We start from the raw sequence: 19306 nt of genomic DNA on the forward strand, positions 1-19306 counted from the left end.
GCGCGTCAGCGACGAACGTCGAGCACGCGGAACCCCTTGGAGTTCGCCGCGCGTTCGACGTCGAGGCCGAGCTCGTCGCCGATCCAGCGCTGCAGCGACTCGGCGCCGAGGTGCTTGGCGACCACGAGCCAGGCCGCAGCGCCTTCTGTGTCGTCGAGGCGGGTCAACCAGCGCGAGAGGAGGTCGTGGAGCTCCTGCTTGCCCACCCGGATGGGCGGGTTCGACCAGATCGTCGCGAAGCGAACGTCGCCGGGAACACCGTCGGGCGTGACGGCGTTGATGTTGTGGAGGCCGAGCCGCGCGGCGTTGCGTCGCGTGAGGTCGAGGGCGCGTTCGTTGACGTCGACCGCCCAGACCGTCGCCTCGGGCGACCGCATCGCGAGGGTCAGCGCGATCGGGCCCCAGCCGGCGCCCAGGTCGAGCAGGTGGCCCGTCGCCGGGGGAGCGGGCACCGCGTCGAGGAGCACGCGGGTGCCCTGGTCGAGGTGCTCGGGGCTGAAGACGCCGCCTGCGGTCACGAGTTCGACCTCGCGTCCGGCGAGCGTCACGCGGATGGTGCGGGTGCGTGCGTCGCTCGACGGCGCGGAGGAGAAGTAGTGGTCGGAACTCATGTAGGGGAACCTATCGCAGCGATCGGAAGTAGGGTTAACACGATGAACGAAGCCGAACAGAACACCGCCGACGACGCGGTCGAGCGAGTGCTGCGGGGCGCCGAGACGAAGGCCGGCGTGACCCGGTTCGGCTCGGGCGAGGCCGAGGCCATGATGGCGCACGGCTCCGACGCGGCCGCCGGTGCCGACACCGACGGCGAGCAGTACGACCGCGAAGAACGCGCGGCGCTGCGTCGCGTCGCGGGCCTCTCGACCGAGCTCGAGGACGTCACCGAGGTCGAGTACCGGCAGCTCCGGCTCGAGAACGTCGTGCTCATCGGCGTGTACTCGCAGGGCTCCCTCGACGACGCCGAGAACTCGCTGCGCGAGCTCTCGGCCCTCGCAGAGACCGCCGGTGCCCGGGTGCTCGACGGCGTGCTGCAGCGCCGCCCGCACCCCGACCCCTCGACCTATCTCGGTCGCGGCAAGGTCGAGGAGCTCCGGCACATCGTCGCCTCCCTCGGCGCCGACACGGTCGTCGCCGACACCGAGCTCGCTCCGAGCCAGCGGCGCGCGCTCGAAGACGCGGTGAAGGTCAAGGTGATCGACCGCACCGCCGTCATCCTCGACATCTTCAGCCAGCACGCGAAGAGCCGCGAGGGCAAGGCCCAGGTCGAGCTCGCCCAGCTCGAGTACCTGCTTCCCCGCCTGCGCGGCTGGGGCGAGTCGATGTCCCGCCAGGCCGGCGGCCAGGTCGGCTCCGGGGGCGCCGGCATGGGCTCGCGCGGCCCGGGTGAGACGAAGATCGAGCTCGACCGCCGACGCATCCACTCGCGCATGGCGAAGCTCCGCAGGCAGATCGCCGGCATGAAACCCGCCCGCGAGGCGAAGCGGGCCAACCGACGCCGCAACGCGGTGCCCTCCGTCGCGATCGCCGGGTACACGAACGCGGGCAAGTCGAGCCTCCTCAACCGCGTGACGGGCGCGGGCGTGCTCGTCGAGAACGCCCTCTTCGCGACGCTCGACGCCACGGTCCGCCGCAACACGACGGCAGACGGACGCGTCTACACGATCGCCGACACCGTGGGCTTCGTGCGCAACCTGCCGCACCAGCTCGTCGAGGCGTTCCGGTCCACGCTCGAAGAGGTCGGAGACGCCGACCTCATCGTGCACGTCGTGGATGCGGCACATCCCGACCCGGCCGGCCAGATCGCAACGGTGCGGGACGTCATCGGCGAGGTCGGCGCCCGCGACATCCCCGAGCTCGTCGTCTTCAACAAGGCCGACCTCGTGTCGCCCGAAGACCGACTGGTGCTGCGCGGCCTCGAGCCCGACGCGGTGTTCGCCTCCGCGCGAACGGGCGAGGGCATCGCCGACGTGCTCGCGGCGATCGGCGAGATGCTGCCCGACCCCGCGATCGAAGTCGAACTGCTCGTGCCGTACGACCGCGGCGACGTCGTCTCGACCCTGCACGAGCAGGCGCGCGTGCTCGAGCTCGACTACGTCGAAGACGGCACGCGCGTGCGCGCACTGGTCTCGCCCGAGCTCGCCGGCCAGTACGCCGAGTTCACCGCGCCCGTCGCGGCCGCGTAGTCCGTCGAACGGCTCGGATGCCTCGGCGCGCGCCGAGGCATCCGAGCCGTTCGTCATCCCGGGTCATATTGACCCGTCCGCCGCACCGACCGCGTATCGTCGCTCATGATCGTCGGCGACGGGCCGGATGCCCGCCGCCTGGAGCGACCGCCGAGCCCGGCACCCGCCCGCGTGACCCATCCGCCGTCCGGCGGCGGCCGCGGCCTGCCGTGCCACCACCGCCGCCGGCATCCCATCGAGGAGTCCGACATGGCCGCGAACGGCGCCGCCGGCACCCGGGAGACGGGCGACTGTACCGGGTGCCCGCCGATCTCCTTCGAGCTCTTCCCGCCGCGCACGGACGCGGCGGCGATCGCCCTCGGGCGGACGATCGACCGGCTCGCCGAGGTCGACCCGGCCTTCATCTCGGTGACGTTCGGGGCGGGCGGGTCGCAGCGCGGGCGTTCGCTCACGGTGCTGCGGTACATCCTCGAGCACACGTCGGTCGAGCCGATGGCGCACCTGACGTGCGTCGGCTCGTCGCACGCGGAGGCCAACCGTCTCGTCCGGGAGTTCCTCGATGCGGGCATCACGAGCTTCCTCGCCCTGCGCGGCGACCCGCCCGAGGGCGATGACCCCGACGCCGGCCTCGGCGACCTGGGCACCGCCGCCGAGCTCGTGCAGCTCATCCACCGGGTGCAGGAGGAGCGCGAGCCGTTCGGCGAGGCGGGGGTGCCCGGGGCGCCGCGCGCCCGACGGATCGACGCCCGGCCACGGCCCGAGCGGGTCGCGGTCGCGGCGTTCCCGACGGGGCACCCGCGATCGCGCGGTCTCTCGCAGGACGTCGACACGCTCCTCGCGAAGGAGGTCGCCGGGGCCACCCTCGCGATCACCCAGCTCTTCTGGCACGCCGACGACTACCTCGGCTTCGTCGAGCGCTCCCGCGCCGCGGGGGTGACCATCCCGATCCTCCCGGGGCTCATGCCGGTGACGAACCCCGCACGACTCGCGCGGCTCACCGAGCTGACCGGGGTCGAGGCGCCGGCGGACCTCGCGATCGCCCTCGAGATCGAGCCCGACATCGAGGCGCGCGCGGAGATCGGCGAACGCCATGCCGCGTCGCTCGCCGACGAGGTGCTGCGGGGCGGAGCGCCGGGCCTGCACCTCTACACCTACAACCGGCACGAGACCGTGCTCTCGGTGCTCGACCGGCTCGGGCTCGGCGCCCGCGCCGGCCGGAGGACCTGACCGCGGCGCACGCCGGTCCGGCGTACCTCACTCCCATCACCACCGGCCCGGGGCCCGATGCCCCGCGGTCGATGTCGACGACCCGCCATCTGCGCGGTGCTTCGGCGTACCCGGAAATCGAAAGGAACGAGTCATGACCGAACCCACCACCGGCTTCCCGACGGGAACCGTGCTCGGCTATCCCCGCATCGGCCGACGCCGCGAGCTCAAGCGCGCGGTCGAGGCGTTCTGGGCCGGCGCGATCGACGAGGCCGAGCTCGAGGAGCGGGCTCGCGCGCTGCGATCGCGGACGCGCGAACGGCTCGCCGAGCTCGGACTCGCCCGCACGGGATCGGCGATCCCGGAGACGTTCTCGTACTACGACCAGGTCCTCGATGCGGCCGTCGCGGTCGGCGCCGTGCCGGCCCGTTTCGCGGACCTGCTCGACGAGCACGGCGGGCTCGACCTCTCGGGCTATTTCACGATCGCGCGCGGCGAGGGCGAGCGGGCTCCGCTCGAGATGACCAAGTGGTTCGACTCGAACTACCACTACCTCGTGCCCGAGATCGGGCCGGAGACCGAGTTCTCGCTGCATGCCGAGCGACTCGTCGCCCAGTTCGCCGAGGCGAGCGCCGAGGGCTTCGTCTCCCGGCCGGTCGTGATCGGCCCGGTCACGTTCCTGTCGCTGGCCAAGGCCGCCGACGGTGCGCCCGACGGGTACCGCCCGATCGATCGGCTCGCCGACCTCCTTCCGGTCTACGCGGCGCTGCTCGCCGAGCTCGCGGACGCAGGTGCCCAGTGGGTGCAGCTCGACGAGCCGGCGCTCGTGTCGGAGGCGATCGACGTGCCGCGCGATCGCGTGCTCGACGCCGCAGCGACCGCGTACGAGGCCCTGGGCGAGCTCGAGCGGCGCCCGGCGATCTTCGTCGCGGCCCCGTACGGCTCGCTCGACGACGCCCTCCCGGTCCTCGCGGCGACGCCGGTCGAGGCGATCGGACTCGACCTCGTGCGCGGCACCGCCCCTTCCGGACTCGACGCCGCGACCGCGGCGGCGCTGCGTACCAAGACGCTCGTCGCGGGCGTCGTCGACGGGCACAACATCTGGCGCGGCGACCTCGCGGCCGCGCTCGACCGCGCCGAGGCCCTGAGGGACCGCTCCGGCGCCGTCGCCGTCTCGACGTCGACCTCGCTGCTGCACGTGCCGCACGACGTCGACGACGAGTCGCGGCTCGACCCGCGGCTCGCGAGGTGGCTCGCGTTCGCCGACCAGAAGGTCGGGCAGGTCGCGACCCTCGCGCTCGGCCTCGCCGAGGGGCGCGAGGCGGTCGCGCCGGCGCTCGCCGAGGCATCCGCCGCCCTGGCCGACCGGGCGGCCGCACCGGGCGTGCGCGTGCCCGCGGTGCGCGAGCGGCTCGCGGGCCTCACCGAGGGCGACTTCCACCGCGGTGCCGAGGCCGACCGGATCGCGGCGCAGGCGAACCTCGGGCTGCCCGAACTGCCGACGACGACGATCGGGTCGTTCCCGCAGACGAGCGACCTCCGCGTCGCCCGCGCACGCCTCGGGCGCGGCGAACTCGACGCCGACGGCTATGCGTCGCTCATGCGCGACGAGATCGAGCGGGTCGTGCGCCTGCAGGAGGAGCTCGGCCTCGACGTCCTCGTGCACGGCGAGCCCGAGCGCAACGACATGGTGCAGTACTTCGCCGAGCTGCTCGACGGCTTCGCCGTGACCGAGCACGGCTGGGTCCAGTCGTACGGTTCGCGCTGCACGCGCCCCTCGATCCTGTGGGGGGATGTCTCGCGCCCGGCGCCGATGACGGTCGAGTGGTCGACGTTCGCGCAGTCGCTCACCGACCGGCACGTCAAGGGCATGCTGACGGGTCCGGTGACGATCCTCGCGTGGTCGTTCGTGCGCGACGACCAGCCGCTCGGCGAGACCGCCCGTCAGGTCGCGCTCGCCCTCCGCGACGAGATCGCCGACCTGGAGGAAGCGGGCATCCGCATCATCCAGGTCGATGAGCCGGCGCTCAGGGAACTGCTGCCGCTGAAGCTCGCCGAACAGCCCGCGTACCTAGAGTGGTCGGTCGGCTCGTTCACCCTCGCGACCGCCGCGGCAGCGCCGGGCACGCAGGTGCACACGCATCTCTGCTACTCCGAATTCGGTGTCGTGATCGAGGCGATCAAGGCGCTCGACGCCGACGTCACGTCGATCGAGGCGGCACGGAGCCGGATGGAGGTCGTCGACGACCTCGCGGCCAACGGCTTCGACCACGGCATCGGACCGGGCGTCTACGACATCCACTCGCCCCGCGTGCCGTCGACGGCGGAGCTGCGGGAACTGCTCGAGCGGGCCGCCGCCGGCATCCCGGCCGGGCGGCTCTGGGTGAACCCCGACTGCGGGCTCAAGACCCGGGGCTACGACGAGACGGTCGCCTCGCTCGCGAACCTCGTGGAGGCGGCGCGCGCGGTCCGCGGCGCGTCGTCGACCGCGGGCGCGGCGGTCTCGGCACCCGTCCGATAGGCGTCGACGGGGCGGATGTCGCGGGCACGCGGCATCCGCCCCGTCGATGTTCGGCGGCCTCGCATCATCCACGGGGCGGATGCACAGGCGGCCGACGTACCGTCGTCGCATGCAACTCGCGGTCCACGAGACGGGCGCCGGATCCCGGACGGCCATCCTCATCCACGGCATCATGTCCGACTCGCGCGCGTGGCACCGCGTCACCGCCGAGCTCGAGGCGCAGGGGTTCCGGGTGCTCGCGGTCGACCTCGCCGGTCACGGGCGCAGCCCGCGCGCTTCACGGTACTCGCCGGCGGCCTGGGCCGACGACGTCGTCGAGACCGTCGCGCCGATGCTCGACGGCCCGCCCGACGTCGTGCTCGGCCATTCGCTGGGCGGCCTCGTGGCGAGTCTCGTCGCCGACCGTCTCGCACCGCGTGCCGCGATCTACGTCGACCCGGCCTTCGCGTTCCCGAAGGGTCCGCTCGGTCTCGCGTACAAGGTCTTCTTCGCGATCGCCCCCCGCCCGCGACGGGGCGCGCTGGTTCGGATGAACCCGAAGTGGAGCGCCGTCGACGTCGACATCGAGCTCGCGACGCTGCGCGACTGGGACAAGCGCACGATCCTCGGCTTCGCCGACACTCGTCCCCTCGTGCCGCCGACGCGTCTGGTGGCGCCGAGCCTCGTGCTGCTCGCCGAGCGGAGCCTGCTCATCACCGACCGGGTGGCGGCCGACCTGCGGCGCCGGGGGATGACCGTCACCACGGTGCCCGGCACGGGACACACGGTCTTCCGCGACGATCACACCGGGTTCATGCACGCGATCGTCGAGTGGCTGCGAGGCCAGGGTCACGCGGTGAGCGCGGCCTGATCGGGCTCAGACCGTCCGGAGCACGGCGACGACCTTGCCGAGGACCTCGGCGTGGTCGCCGAGGATCGGCTCGAACGCGGTGTTGCGCGGCAGCAGCCAGGTGTGGCCGTCGCGCTGGCGGAACACCTTGACGGTCGCCTCGCCGTCGAGCATCGCGGCGACGATCTCGCCGTTCTCGGCGGTGCGCTGCGACCGGACGACGACCCAGTCGCCGTCGCAGATGGCCGCGTCGACCATCGAGTCGCCGACCACCTTGAGGATGAAGAGCTCGCCCTTGCCGACCAGCTGGCGGGGGAGCGGGAAGACCTCGTCGATCTGCTGCTCGGCCGTGATCGGAACGCCGGCGGCGATGCGACCGACGAGCGGCACCATCGCGGCGTCGCCGACCGGTGCGGGCTCGCCCGCCGACGGAGTGCGCTCGTCGAGCCCGGGGAGCTCGATGAGCACCTCGAGCGCGCGGGGCCGATTGGGGTCGCGTCGCAGGTAGCCGGCGAGCTCGAGCTGGTTGAGCTGGTGCGTGACGCTCGACAGCGACGAGAGGCCGACCGCGTCGCCGATCTCCCGCATGCTCGGCGGGTACCCGCGGGTGGCGACCGACCGCTGCACGACCTCGAGGATCGCGATCTGCTTCGCACTCAGGCTCTTGCGGCGGCGTGCCCTGCCGATCTCGCGCACGTCGTTGTCGCTCTTCACGATTCCGCCCCTCGTTGCGATCGCCCTCGCGATCGGATGTCGGTGGTGTCTGGTCCACTGTTCCCAGACATTCGAAACTGTATCCGCCACGGGCGGGCGCGGCAAACATTCGTTCGAGTGTGTCGCCACATCGGTTCGCACGAGTTCCGCCGCCGAATGCTTGCAGTCGAAGATGTTCGAAGATATATTCGGAACAGAGATTCGCATCCGGCCCTCCCGGCCGAGGGCCGGATGCAGTCCACGCAGGAGGGTGACATGAGCGCAGCGATCATGACGAACGAGTACCGTCACGGTGCATCGACGCCCCGTGCGAACCGCGTCGACGGGGCGGCGGGCCCCGGGGTTCGCACGCGGCTGCGGCTGACCCGACGCGGGCGCGTCGTGTTCACGGCCCTCGCCGCGCTGCCGATCGTCATCTGGGCGTTCACCGCCGTGCTGAACACCGGCGGTGCCGCCGCCGACATGGCGGGCGGCGGGTCGCTGCAGTACGTCACGGTCGATGTCGGCGGCTCGCTCTGGGAGATCGCCGAGGCGATCGACCCCTCGGCCGATCCGCGCGACACGATCGCCGAGATCGTCCGGCTCAACGGGCTCGACGGCGCGACGATCGAGCCAGGCCAGCGTCTCGCGGTCCCCGCTTCCGAATGAGCGGTGCGCGCGTCTCAGCCTGCCGCACCGCGGCGCCGGTCGGGGCCTCGGTCACACGGTGACGCACGCGGCGTCGGGCCCGGGCAGCGTGGCTAGCATGGTTCGGTGACGAGTCTCGACGACCTTCCCATCCGTGACGACCTCCGTGGTCGCTCCCCGTACGGCGCTCCGCAGAAGGCCGTGCCGGTCGCCCTCAACGTCAACGAGAACACGCATACCATCCCCGAGGACGTGGCGCACGACATCGTCGCCCGGGTCGCCGCCGCGATCCTCCGACTGAACCGGTATCCCGACCGCGAGTTCACGGAGTTGCGAGAGGCGCTCGCCGGGTACCTCGGCCACGGGCTGGCTCCCGAGCAGATCTGGGCGGCGAACGGTTCGAACGAAGTGCTCCAGCAGGTGCTGCAGGCGTTCGGCGGGCCCGGTCGGTCGGTGCTCGGGTTCACGCCGACCTACTCGATGTACTCCCTGCTCGCCTCCGGCACCGGCACCAGGTGGATCTCCGCGGAGCGCGACGACGACTTCGAGCTGAGCCCGGAGACGGCGGCGGCCGCGGTGCGCGAGCACGACCCCGACCTCGTCTTCCTCTGCACGCCGAACAACCCGACGGGGACCCCGCTCCCGCTCGACACGGTGCGTGCCGTCGCCGACGCGGCGCGCGGCATCGTGGTCGTCGACGAGGCGTATTTCGAGTTCGCCGACCCCGGCACGCCGAGTGCCCTCACCCTCCTCGAGGGGCGGCCGCGCCTCGTCGTCTCGCGCACCATGAGCAAGGCGTTCGCATTCGCGGGCGCGCGCGTCGGCTACCTCGCCGGCGACCCCGCGACCATCGACGCCCTCCGGCTCGTGCGCCTGCCCTACCACCTCTCGGCGCTGACCCAGGCCGCAGCCCTCGGCGCGCTCGCCCACGCCGATGAGATGCTGGCGATGGTCGACGACATCCGCCGTCAGCGCGAACGCATCACGACCGAACTCGCACGGCTGGGTTTCGCTCCGCACCGCAGCGGCTCGAACTTCGTGCTCTTCGGCGGCGTCGACGACCCGCACGCCGTGTTCGAGGGGCTGCTGGCGCGAGGCATCCTGATCAGGGAGCTGGGCATCCCCGGGCACCTTCGGGTGAGTGCGGGCACCGAGGCGGAGACCACCGCGTTCCTCGAGGCGATCGCGGTGTTCGCGCCGGTCGGCTCCACGTCCGGCGAAGCCGGCCCGTCCGCCGAGAATAGGATCGACGCATGACCGCCCAGCCCAAGCCGCGCACGGCGCGCATGCAGCGCGAGACGAGCGAATCGAGCATCGACCTGTCGATCGACCTCGACGGCTCGGGTGCGAGCGACGTCGAGACCGGCGTGCCGTTCTACGACCACCTCCTCACGGCGTTCGCGAAGCACTCGCTGACCGACCTCACGGTCCGCGCGTCGGGCGACCTCCACATCGACGTGCACCACACCGTGGAGGACACGGGGATCGTGCTCGGGCAGGCGATCCGCGAAGCGCTCGGCGACAAGCGCGGCATCTCGCGGTACGGCGATGCGCTCGTGCCGCTCGACGAGGCGCTCGCACAGGCGGTCGTCGACATCTCGGGCCGGCCGTTCCTCGTGCACTCGGGGGAGCCCGAGGGGTTCGAGTACCACCTCATCGGCGGGCACTTCACCGGATCGATGGTGCGCCACGTGTTCGAGGCGATCGCCTTCAACGCGGGGCTCACCGTGCACGTGACGGTGCTCGGCGGGCGCGATCCCCACCACATCGCCGAGGCCGAGTTCAAGGCGTTCGCCCGCGCGTTCCGTCAGGCGAAGGCGCTCGACCCGCTCGTCAGCGGCATCCCGTCGACGAAGGGCGCGCTGTGAGCCGCACCCGCCGCGTCGTCGTGCTCGACTACGGGTCGGGCAACGTGCACTCCGCCGCGAAGGCGCTCGAGCGCGCGGGGGCCGAGGTCGAGGTCACGGCCGATCGTGCGGCGGCGATGGAGGCCGACGGACTCGTCGTGCCCGGCGTCGGCGCGTTCAAGGCCGTGATGGAGCAGCTCCGCGCGGTGCGCGGCGACGAGGTCATCGACCGGCGCCTCGCCGGAGGCCGGCACGTCCTCGGGATCTGCGTCGGCATGCAGGTGCTGTTCGAGCACGGCGTCGAACGCGGCGTCGACACCGAGGGCCTCGGCGAGTGGCCCGGCGCCGTCACCGAGCTCCCCGCCGAGGTGCTGCCGCACATGGGCTGGAACACGGTGACGCCCGACGTGGGATCGGTGCTCTTCGACGGGATCGAGGACGAGCGCTTCTACTTCGTGCACTCGTTCGCCGCGCAGTCGTGGCACCTCGACGTGATGCCCCCGTTCCCGCAACCGAAGCTGACGTGGGCCGAACACGGCGGGCGATTCCTCGCCGCGGTCGAGAACGGCCCGCTGTCCGCGACGCAGTTCCACCCCGAGAAGTCGTCGGATGCCGGCATCCGGCTGCTCTCCAACTGGCTCGGCGCACTCGCCTGAGCCATCCGTCGGTCATGGGGACGTCGCGCGCGCCGCGGGCGACTATGATCCTGTGACTGTGCCGACCGTCGGGTCTCCGACGGTGTACCGCGATCGAGGACAGTAGTGATGAGTGAGTTCAACAAGACCCCCGGCCTCGTGCTGCTGCCGGCCGTCGACGTCGCGGGCGGCAAGGCCGTTCGCCTGACGCAGGGCGAAGCCGGCACCGAGACGAGCTACGGCGACCCGGTCGATGCGGCCGTCGACTGGGCGGACCAGGGCGCGGAGTGGATCCACCTCGTCGACCTCGACGCGGCGTTCGGGCGCGGCTCCAACGGGGGCATCCTGAAGAAGGTCATCCGGCAGGTGCGCGGCGTCAACGTCGAGCTGTCGGGCGGCATCCGCGACGACGAGTCGCTCGAGCACGCCCTCGAGATCGGCGCGAAGCGCATCAACCTCGGAACGGCGGCACTCGAGAACCCCGAGTGGGCCGCCTCGGTCATCGCCCAGTACGGCGAAGCCATCGCCGTCGGCCTCGACGTGCGCGGCACGACGCTCGCCGCGCGGGGGTGGACGAAGGACGGCGGCGACCTGTGGCAGGTCATGGACCGCCTCGAGGAGGCGGGCGCCGCCCGCTACGTCGTGACGGACGTCACGAAGGACGGCACGCTGCAGGGGCCGAACGTCGAGCTGCTGCGCCAGGTCATGGACCGCACGCACCGTCCCGTCGTCGCATCGGGCGGCGTCTCGAGCCTCGACGACCTCGCGACGCTCCGCGAACTCGTCCCGCTCGGCCTCGAGGGGGCGATCGTCGGCAAGGCGCTCTACGCCGGCGCGTTCACGCTCGCCGAGGCGCTCGACGTCGCGAGCAACTGACGACGCCCCGCACATGACCGCAGAGCACGGCGAAACGGCGCACGACGGGGATGCCGCGGGCTCCACGCCCGACGCGTCGAGGCCGTTGCCGGCGCATCTCGCCGACTCGGCGGGCGTCCCGTGGGCGGGCCGCTCGTTCGATGCGAATCCGCACGCGGACGACGACGGCTCGACGCCGGCGGCGCTCGCGGCCGCGCTGAGCGCGTTCCGCGACGGCGACGGCGGTCAGGCCGAGGTGGTCGCGGCGTTCGGCGCGTCCCGGCTGCTGATCCCGCTGCTCGCAGAGCTCGGCGACGGCGGTGCCGAGATCGGGGCGCACGGCCACGCCGTCGACAAGAGCCAGGAGCTCTCGATCGTCACGGTCGACGGACCCGACGGGCGCCGGGTGCTGCCCGTGTTCTCGTCGGTCGACACCATGCGGGCCTGGAACCCGGTCGCGCGCCCGGTGCCGGCGGACGGCGTCAGGGTCGCGCTCGCCGCGGCCGACGACGGCACCGAGCTCGTCGTGCTCGACCCGGCATCGCCAGGGGAGTTCGTGCTGCGTCGGCCGGCCGTCTGGGCGGTGGCCCAGCAGAAGCCGTGGACCCCGCCCTTCGCCGACGAGGTCGTGCGCCGGGCGTTCGAGCGCTCGATCGGCAGCGAGCTGGCCGTGCTCGGCGTCGACCTCGCCGCGGGCGACCCGCTCGCGCGCCTCGCCGGTCCCGAGCTCGTCGTGACGCTGCGCCTCGTCGACGGCCTCACCCGCGAGGAGCTCGACGCCACGACCGCGCGGCTCGCGCGGCGCTGGGCCGAGGACGACGCGATCGCGACGGGCGTCGACTCGCTCGCCGTGCGCCTCGTCGGCGGTCGGCGCAACGGCTGAGCCGTCGGAAGACCGGGCGATCCGCTCCGTCCCGCGGTGGCGGCGGTCGGAACGCGTGAGCACCGCCCGAACTGGGCATTGACCGCGCGGCCGGGCCGGAGCATCATCTGGAACGCGCACGAGTGCGCGGAAGTCAGGTGTGGATCATGACCGAGCGACCGTCGGCCGGAGCACGGCGACCCGAGTACGACCGACCGCTGGAGTTCGCGGCCGCACGCGCCCGGACGTGGATCGACGGGCTCGCCGAACGGCCGATCCCGCCCGAACTCGACGCCGATGCGGTGAAGGACCGGCTCGGTCGATCCCTGCCGACCGCCGGCGAGAGGCCGGAGCGCGCGCTCGAGCGCCTGGCCGACGCCGTCGAGCCCGGACTCCTCGGCGTCAATTCGCCGCGCTTCTACGGATGGGTGATGGGCGGCGCGCAGCCCGTCGCGCTCGGCGCCGACTGGCTCGTCTCCGCGTGGGACCAGAACACGGGCCTGCGGTTCGCGACGCCAGGCGTCGCGGCGGTCGAGGAGCTCGCGGGGGAGTGGATCGTCGACCTGCTCGGTCTGCCCGCCGAATCGGCCGTCGGCTTCACGACGGGCGCTACGATGGCGCATTTCGTCGGGCTCGCGACCGGACACGACGAGCTGCTGCGCCGGGTCGGCTGGGACGCAGCGACCGACGGCGTGTTCGGGGCGCCGCGCGTGCGCTTCGTCGTCGGGGCCGATCGGCACGGCACGGTCGATCTCGCCGGACGCTATCTCGGCCTCGGCGCGCCGATCGAGGCGGCGGCCGACGAGGAGGGCCGGATCCGGGTCGATGCGCTCCGCGAGGTGCTGGGCGCCGGGTCGGGGCCGGCACTCGTCGTGCTGCAGGCCGGCAACATCCACTCCGGGTCGTTCGACGACTTCGCCGCCGCGATCGAGGTCGCGCACGAGGCCGGTGCCTGGGTGCACGTCGACGGGGCGTTCGGGCTCTGGGCGTGCGCGAGCCCGCGCCTCCGGCACCTCGTCGACGGGGTCGGAGCGGCCGACTCGTGGTCGACGGATGCGCACAAGACCCTGAGCGTCCCGTACGACTGCGGCATCTCGATCGTGCGCGACGAGCGGGCGATGCAGCGGGCGCTCAGCATGCACGCGAGCTACCTGCAGGCGAGCGACGCCGTCGCCGACCCGCACGAGCGGGTGCCCGAGCTGTCGCGACGGGCGCGCGGCGTGCCGACGTGGGCGGTGCTGCGTTCGCTCGGTCGCGAGGGCGTCGTCGCCCTCGTCGAACGCCTCGCCGACTCGGCCCGGCGCATCGCCGAGGGCGTGGCCGGGCTGCCCGGCGTCGAGGTGCTCAACGAGGTCGTGTTCACGCAGGTCTGCCTGGCGCTCGCCGATGATGCGGCGACCGAGGCCCTCTCGGCACGACTGTGGGAGGAGGGCGAGGTGCTCGCGATGACCTCGCGGTGGCGCGGCAGGTCGGTGGTGCGGTTCTCGGTGAGCAACTGGGCGACCTCCGCCGCCGAGGCCGATCGCACCGTCGCAGCCGTCGCCCGGGCGCTCGAGGCGGTCGGCGGCGGCCGGGCTTGATCCGCACGGCCGGACCCGTCCCGCGGCCGGCGGCGATGAAGCCGACGCCCGCGGGAAGCGATGTCGGCGGCATCCGCTTGAATGGGAGCCATGACCGACGCGCTCGCGGCCTTCTCCGAGGCGACGCGCACGTGGTTCGCCGAGGCGTTCCGCGCGCCCACCGCCGTGCAGCAGGGCGCCTGGCGGGCCATCGGGGGCGGTGCGCATGCGCTCGTCGTGGCGCCCACCGGCTCGGGCAAGACGCTCTCGGCCTTCCTCTCGGCGATCGACCGGCTCACGACCGAGCCGGCCGCCGCACCCGGCACGCGGGTGCTCTACCTGTCGCCGCTCAAGGCGCTCGGCGTCGACGTCGAGCGAAACCTGCGGGCACCCCTCACCGGCATCGCTCGGGTGGCCGAACGACTCGGGGCCGCCCCACCGCGCGTCACCGTCGGTGTGCGGTCCGGCGACACGCCGGCGAACGAACGTCGGGCGCTGCTGCGCACGCCGCCCGACATCCTGATCACGACGCCCGAGTCGCTGTTCCTCATGCTGACCTCGCAGGCGCGCGACACGCTGCGCTCGGTCGAGACGGTCATCGTCGACGAGATCCACGCGGTCGCCGGCACGAAGCGCGGCGCGCACCTCGCCCTCTCGCTCGAGCGGCTCGACGCCCTGCTCGAGCGGCCCGCACAGCGCATCGGGCTCTCGGCCACGGTGCGCCCGGTCGACGAGGTGGCGCGCTTCCTCTGCGCGAGCGCCCCGGTCGAGGTCGTCGCGCCGCCGGCCGAGAAGCGATTCGACCTGCGCGTGGTCGTGCCGGTCGAGGACATGGCGCGGCTGCCCGCCGACGACGACGCCACGGGCTCGATCTGGCCGCACGTCGAACAGGCGATCCTCGATCGCGTGCTCGAGCACCGATCGTCGATCGTCTTCGCGAACTCCCGCCGGCTCGCCGAGCGTCTGACGGCCCGCCTCAACGAACTGCACCTCGACGAGCTCGAGCGCGCCGAACTGGTCGCCGCGTCGGCGGCAGCCGGGCCGCCCGCGGCGCTCATGGCGCAGTCCGGGCAGACCGCAGGGGCGCCGACCGTCATCGCCCGCGCGCACCACGGGTCGGTCAGCAAAGAACAGCGGGCCGACATCGAAGACGACCTCAAGTCGGGGCGGCTGCGCTGCGTCGTGGCGACGTCGAGCCTCGAGCTCGGCATCGACATGGGCGCGGTCGACCTCGTCGTCCAGGTCGAGTCGCCGCCCTCGGTCGCGAGCGGGCTGCAGCGGCTCGGTCGCGCGGGCCACCAAGTCGGCGAGGTCTCGCGCGGCGTCATGTTCCCGAAGCATCGCGCCGACCTCGTGCACACCGCGGTCGCGGCAGAACGCATGCTCGGCGGGCTCATCGAGACCATGCGGGTGCCGGCGAACCCGCTCGACATCCTCGCCCAGCAGACGATCGCGGCGGCCGCCGTCGACGAACTCGACGTCGAGGGCTGGTTCGCGACGGTGCGCCGAGCCGCCCCGTTCGCCACCCTGCCCCGCTCGGCCTACGAGGCGACGCTCGACCTCCTCGCGGGCCGCTACCCGTCCGACCGGTTCGGCGAGCTCCGCCCGCGCGTCGTCTGGGACCGCGAGGCGGGCGTCGTCACCGGACGACCCGGGGCGCAGCGGCTCGCGGTGACGAGCGGCGGCACGATCCCCGATCGCGGCATGTTCGGCGTCTTCCTCGTCGGCGGCGACGAGACGACGGGACGCCGAGTCGGCGAGCTCGACGAAGAGATGGTCTACGAGTCACGGGTCGGCGACGTCTTCGCGCTCGGAGCGACGAGCTGGCGCATCCAGGAGATCACCTTCGACCGGGTCAACGTGGTGCCCGCGTTCGGGCAGCCCGGCCGGGTCCCCTTCTGGAAGGGCGACGGACTCGGGCGCCCGGTCGAGCTCGGGCGCGCGCTGGGTGCGTTCATGCGCGAGGTCGGGTCGGCGACCGAGGCGGAGGCGCGCTCGCGCATCGCGGCCTCCGGGCTCGACGAGAACGCGACCACCAACCTCATCGCGTTCCTCGCCGACCAGGCGCGGGCGACGGGCGCGGTGCCGAGCGATCGCACCCTCGTCGTCGAGCGCACGCGCGACGAGCTCGGCGATTGGCGCATCATCCTGCACTCGCCGTTCGGAATGCCCGTGCACGCGCCGTGGGCGCTCGCCGTGGCGGCGAGGGTGCGCGAACGGCACGGGGTCGACGGCGCCGCGGTCGCCGCGGACGACGGCATCATCGTCCGAATCCCCGACACGGGCGACGAGCCGCCCGGTGCCGATCTCTTCCGGTTCGAGGCGGCCGAGCTCGAGCAACTGGTCACCGACGAGGTCGGCGGGTCTGCGCTCTTCGCGAGCCGATTCCGCGAGTGCGCCGCGCGCGCACTGTTGCTGCCGCACTATCAGCCGGGCCGGCGGTCGCCGCTCTGGCAGCAGCGGCAGAAGGCCGCGCAACTGCTCGAGGTCGCGAGCGCGTTCCCGACCTTCCCGATCATCCTCGAGACCGTCCGCGAGGTCCTGCAAGACGTGTACGACGTGCCCGGCCTGGTCGAGATCGCGGCCGACCTCGCGGCGCGTCGCGTGCGCCTCGTCGAGACGACCACCGAGTCGCCGAGTCCGTTCGCGAGCACGCTCCTGTTCGGCTACGTCGGCGCGTTCATGTACGAGGGCGACTCGCCGCTCGCCGAGCGTCGTGCCGCCGCCCTCGCGATCGACCAGTCGCTGCTCGGCGAGCTGCTCGGCCGCGTCGAACTGCGGGAGCTCCTCGACCCCGGCGTCATCGAGCAGACGGAGCGCGAACTCCAGCGGCTCGAGCCCGAGCGCCGAGCACGCGGCACGGAGGGCGTCGCCGACCTGCTGATGGCACTCGGGCCGCTCACCGACGACGAACTCGCGGCTCGCGTCGACGACGCGACCGATGCGGCCGCGGCGGTCACCGAGCTCATCGTCGCCCGACGGGCCGTGCGGGTCGGCTTCGCCGGGCGCGAGCACGTCGCCGCCGTCGAAGACGTCGGGCGCCTGCGCGACGCCCTCGGAGTCCCCGTGCCGCCGGGAGTGGCCGTCGCGTTCGGCGAGCAGGTGGTCGATCCGATGGGCGACCTCATCGGTCGATACGCGCGCACGCACGGACCGTTCGCCGTCGACGAGGTGGCCGACCGGTTCGGCATCGGCGTCGCAGTGGCGCGCGCCGCACTCCGGCGCCTCGCCGACGAGCGACGGGTCGTCGAGGGGGAGTTCCGCCCGCACGGCACGTCGACGGAGTGGTGCGACGCCGAGGTGCTGCGCCGGCTCCGTCGGCGCTCCCTCGCGGCGTTGCGGCACGAGATCGAGCCCGTGCCCCAGCGCGCCCTCGCCCGGTTCCTGCCCGCGTGGCAGCAGGTCGGCGGCGGCCTGCGCGGCATCGACGGCGTGGCGAGCACGATCGAGCAGCTCGAGGGCGTGCGCCTGCCGGCGTCGTCGTGGGAATCGCTCGTGCTGCCCTCGCGGGTCGCCGACTACAGTCCCGCGATGCTCGACGAGCTCATGGCGAGCGGCGAGGTGCTCTGGGCCGGCGCGGGCGAGCTCGCCGGCGACGACGGCTGGATCACCCTGCACCTCGCCGAGACGGCCCCGCTCACGCTCGCGACCCCGATCGACGCCGACCTCACGCCGCTCCAGCGCGAGGTGCTCGTCGCGCTCGGTTCCGGCGGGGCGTTCTTCTTCCGGCAGCTCGCCGACGCGGTCGGCGCCTTCGGAGAGCTCGACGCGCCCGTCGACGACGGCGCGCTCGTCGAGGCGCTCTGGGGCCTCGTGTGGGCGGGCCTCGTCACCAACGACACATTCTCCCCGGTGCGCGCGCTCACGAGCGGGGGGCGCAGCGCGCACAAGGCGTCGCGACCGGTGCCGAGGGCGCGGATGCTGCGAGGCAGGTCACTGCCGCGTGCGACGATGCCGAGTCGTAGCGGCCCGCCGTCGGTGGCGGGGCGCTGGTCGATCCTGCCCGTGGCCGACGCCGACGCGACCCGGCGCGCGCACGCGCTCGGCGAGATGATGCTCGACCGCTACGGCGTGGTCACCCGCGGTGCGGCGGTCGCCGAGGGCGTCGTCGGCGGCTTCGCGCTCGTCTACAAGACCCTGAGCGGGTTCGAGGAGTCAGGGCGCGCCCGGCGCGGCTACTTCGTCGAGCGGCTCGGCGCCGCCCAGTTCGCCGCCCCGGGTGCGGTCGACCGGTTGCGCAGCCACGCCGACCTCGACGTGCGCGACGCCGACGCGCCGAGGGCCGTCGCGCTCGCGGCGACCGACCCTGCCAACGCCTACGGGGCCGCACTCCCGTGGCCCGACCCACCCGGCGAGAGCTCGCACCGGGCGGCCCGCAAGGCCGGCGCGATCGTGGTCGTCGCCGACGGCGAGCTCGTGGCCTACGTCGAGCGCGGCGGCAAGACGGTGCTCGTCTACAGCGACGACGACGAGCTGCTCGCGCTCGCGGCGACGGCGGTGGCGGACCTCGTCACGGCGGGGCGGGTCCGGCGACTGGCGGTCGAGTCCGTGAACGGCGCGTTCGTGCTCGGCACCCCGTTCGGCGCCGTGCTGCGAGCTGCGGGATTCGGCGAGACGCCCAGAGGGTTGCGGCTCGATGCCCGAAGGTGATTCCGTCCACCAGCTCGCCGCGAGGCTGCGGCCGGTGCTCGCCGGGCACGAACTCGTGCGGACCGACTTCCGGGTGCCCCGCTATGCGACGGTCGACCTCGCCGGCGAGCGCGTCGACGAGGTCGTGAGCCGCGGCAAGCACCTGCTCGTCCGGACGACCGGGCACACGATCCGGACCCATCTCAAGATGGAGGGCGAATGGCGGGTGTTCGCGCCGGGGGAGCACTGGACGAAGCCGGCCCATCGGGCACGCGTCGTGCTCGTCACGGCTGCGGCCGAAGCGGTCGGATTCGACCTCGGCGAGGTCGAGGTCGTGCCGCGAAGCGGTGAGTCGGCCATGCTCGCCCACCTCGGCCCCGACGTGCTCGACCCGGGATGGGGCCCTCCGCACGCGGCCGAGGCGACCCGGCGTCTCGGCGAGCATCCCGACGTGCCGGTCGCGGTCGCCCTCCTCGACCAGCGGAACCTCGCCGGGCTCGGCAACGTCTACGTCAACGAGCTGTGCTTCCTCCGAGGCATCCGGCCCCAGCGCCGCGTCGGCGAGGTCGACGACCTCGCCGCGGCCGTCGACCTCGGACGGCGCCTGATCGTCGCGAACCGCGACCGTCGGGCGAGGGTCACCACGGGCGTCGATCGGCGCGGGCAGCGGCTCTGGGTCTACGGCCGGGGCGGGGAGGCGTGCCGGCGCTGCCGCACCACGATCATGCGCGACGAGCTCGGGCGCGAACGGGTCGACGCCGTCACCGACCCGCAGGAGCGCGTCGTCTTCTGGTGCCCGAACTGCCAGCGCTGACCGAACTGCCGGCGCTGATCGAACG

At 73.2% G+C, this 19306-nt stretch carries 15 protein-coding genes; 13 read left to right on the forward strand and 2 right to left on the reverse strand.

The window, feature by feature from the left end:
- Window positions 1-5: 5 nt before the first annotated feature.
- Window positions 6-611, reverse strand: coding sequence for a class I SAM-dependent methyltransferase (locus AC3RJ7_RS12305; protein ID WP_491456113.1), 606 nt, complete (start codon window positions 609-611; stop codon window positions 6-8).
- Window positions 612-653: 42 nt separating this feature from the next.
- Between AC3RJ7_RS12305 and hflX the strand changes: the two genes are divergently transcribed.
- From hflX to AC3RJ7_RS12325, 4 genes are all read left to right on the forward strand, one after another.
- The gene (gene hflX, locus AC3RJ7_RS12310) at window positions 654-2183 is read left to right on the forward strand and encodes a GTPase HflX (protein WP_491456114.1); all 1530 of its coding nucleotides are present in this window, start codon (window positions 654-656) and stop codon (window positions 2181-2183) included.
- A 249-nt stretch (window positions 2184-2432) separates the two neighbouring features.
- Window positions 2433-3410, forward strand: coding sequence for a methylenetetrahydrofolate reductase (locus AC3RJ7_RS12315; protein WP_491456115.1), 978 nt, complete (start codon window positions 2433-2435; stop codon window positions 3408-3410).
- 133 nt (window positions 3411-3543) lie between these two features.
- The gene (metE, locus tag AC3RJ7_RS12320; RefSeq protein WP_491456116.1) at window positions 3544-5910 is read left to right on the forward strand and encodes a 5-methyltetrahydropteroyltriglutamate--homocysteine S-methyltransferase; all 2367 of its coding nucleotides are present in this window, start codon (window positions 3544-3546) and stop codon (window positions 5908-5910) included.
- Between the two features lie 109 nt (window positions 5911-6019).
- Complete coding sequence (locus tag AC3RJ7_RS12325; RefSeq protein ID WP_491456117.1) at window positions 6020-6760, forward strand: alpha/beta fold hydrolase; 741 nt, start codon at window positions 6020-6022, stop codon at window positions 6758-6760.
- A gap of 6 nt (window positions 6761-6766) precedes the next feature.
- Here the strand turns inward: AC3RJ7_RS12325 and lexA are convergent, their stop codons facing one another.
- Complete coding sequence (gene lexA / locus AC3RJ7_RS12330; protein ID WP_491456176.1) at window positions 6767-7435, reverse strand: transcriptional repressor LexA; 669 nt, start codon at window positions 7433-7435, stop codon at window positions 6767-6769.
- A 273-nt stretch (window positions 7436-7708) separates the two neighbouring features.
- Between lexA and AC3RJ7_RS12335 the strand changes: the two genes are divergently transcribed.
- From AC3RJ7_RS12335 to AC3RJ7_RS12375, 9 genes are all read left to right on the forward strand, one after another.
- Entirely contained in the window at window positions 7709-8101 is a 393-nt protein-coding gene (locus tag AC3RJ7_RS12335; protein WP_491456118.1) for a LysM peptidoglycan-binding domain-containing protein, read from the forward strand.
- A gap of 105 nt (window positions 8102-8206) precedes the next feature.
- The gene (locus tag AC3RJ7_RS12340) at window positions 8207-9337 is read left to right on the forward strand and encodes a histidinol-phosphate transaminase (protein WP_491456119.1); all 1131 of its coding nucleotides are present in this window, start codon (window positions 8207-8209) and stop codon (window positions 9335-9337) included.
- Window positions 9334-9948 carry an imidazoleglycerol-phosphate dehydratase HisB gene (gene hisB / locus AC3RJ7_RS12345; protein ID WP_491456120.1) on the forward strand — a complete coding sequence of 205 codons (615 nt, stop codon included), beginning with the start codon at window positions 9334-9336 and terminating at the stop codon, window positions 9946-9948. The genes AC3RJ7_RS12340 and hisB overlap by 4 nt, the downstream gene beginning before the upstream one ends.
- Window positions 9945-10583: an imidazole glycerol phosphate synthase subunit HisH gene (gene hisH / locus AC3RJ7_RS12350; RefSeq protein WP_491456121.1), complete on the forward strand. Its 639-nt coding sequence runs from the start codon at window positions 9945-9947 to the stop codon at window positions 10581-10583. Before hisB ends, hisH begins: the two co-directional genes overlap by 4 nt.
- Window positions 10584-10691: 108 nt before the next feature.
- A complete protein-coding gene (gene priA / locus AC3RJ7_RS12355) occupies window positions 10692-11438 on the forward strand; it encodes a bifunctional 1-(5-phosphoribosyl)-5-((5-phosphoribosylamino)methylideneamino)imidazole-4-carboxamide isomerase/phosphoribosylanthranilate isomerase PriA (protein ID WP_491456122.1) in 747 nt (248 codons plus the stop codon).
- 13 nt (window positions 11439-11451) lie between these two features.
- The gene (locus AC3RJ7_RS12360; protein ID WP_491456123.1) at window positions 11452-12300 is read left to right on the forward strand and encodes an SseB family protein; all 849 of its coding nucleotides are present in this window, start codon (window positions 11452-11454) and stop codon (window positions 12298-12300) included.
- 146 nt (window positions 12301-12446) lie between these two features.
- Window positions 12447-13859, forward strand: coding sequence for a pyridoxal phosphate-dependent decarboxylase family protein (locus AC3RJ7_RS12365; protein WP_491456124.1), 1413 nt, complete (start codon window positions 12447-12449; stop codon window positions 13857-13859).
- 90 nt (window positions 13860-13949) lie between these two features.
- The gene (locus AC3RJ7_RS12370) at window positions 13950-18488 is read left to right on the forward strand and encodes an ATP-dependent helicase (protein WP_491456125.1); all 4539 of its coding nucleotides are present in this window, start codon (window positions 13950-13952) and stop codon (window positions 18486-18488) included.
- On the forward strand, window positions 18475-19281 hold the full coding sequence (locus AC3RJ7_RS12375; protein WP_491456126.1) for a DNA-formamidopyrimidine glycosylase family protein: 807 nt from the start codon (window positions 18475-18477) through the stop codon (window positions 19279-19281). The genes AC3RJ7_RS12370 and AC3RJ7_RS12375 overlap by 14 nt, the downstream gene beginning before the upstream one ends.
- Window positions 19282-19306: the final 25 nt, after the last annotated feature.

Source organism: Agromyces solani, from assembly GCF_058349925.1.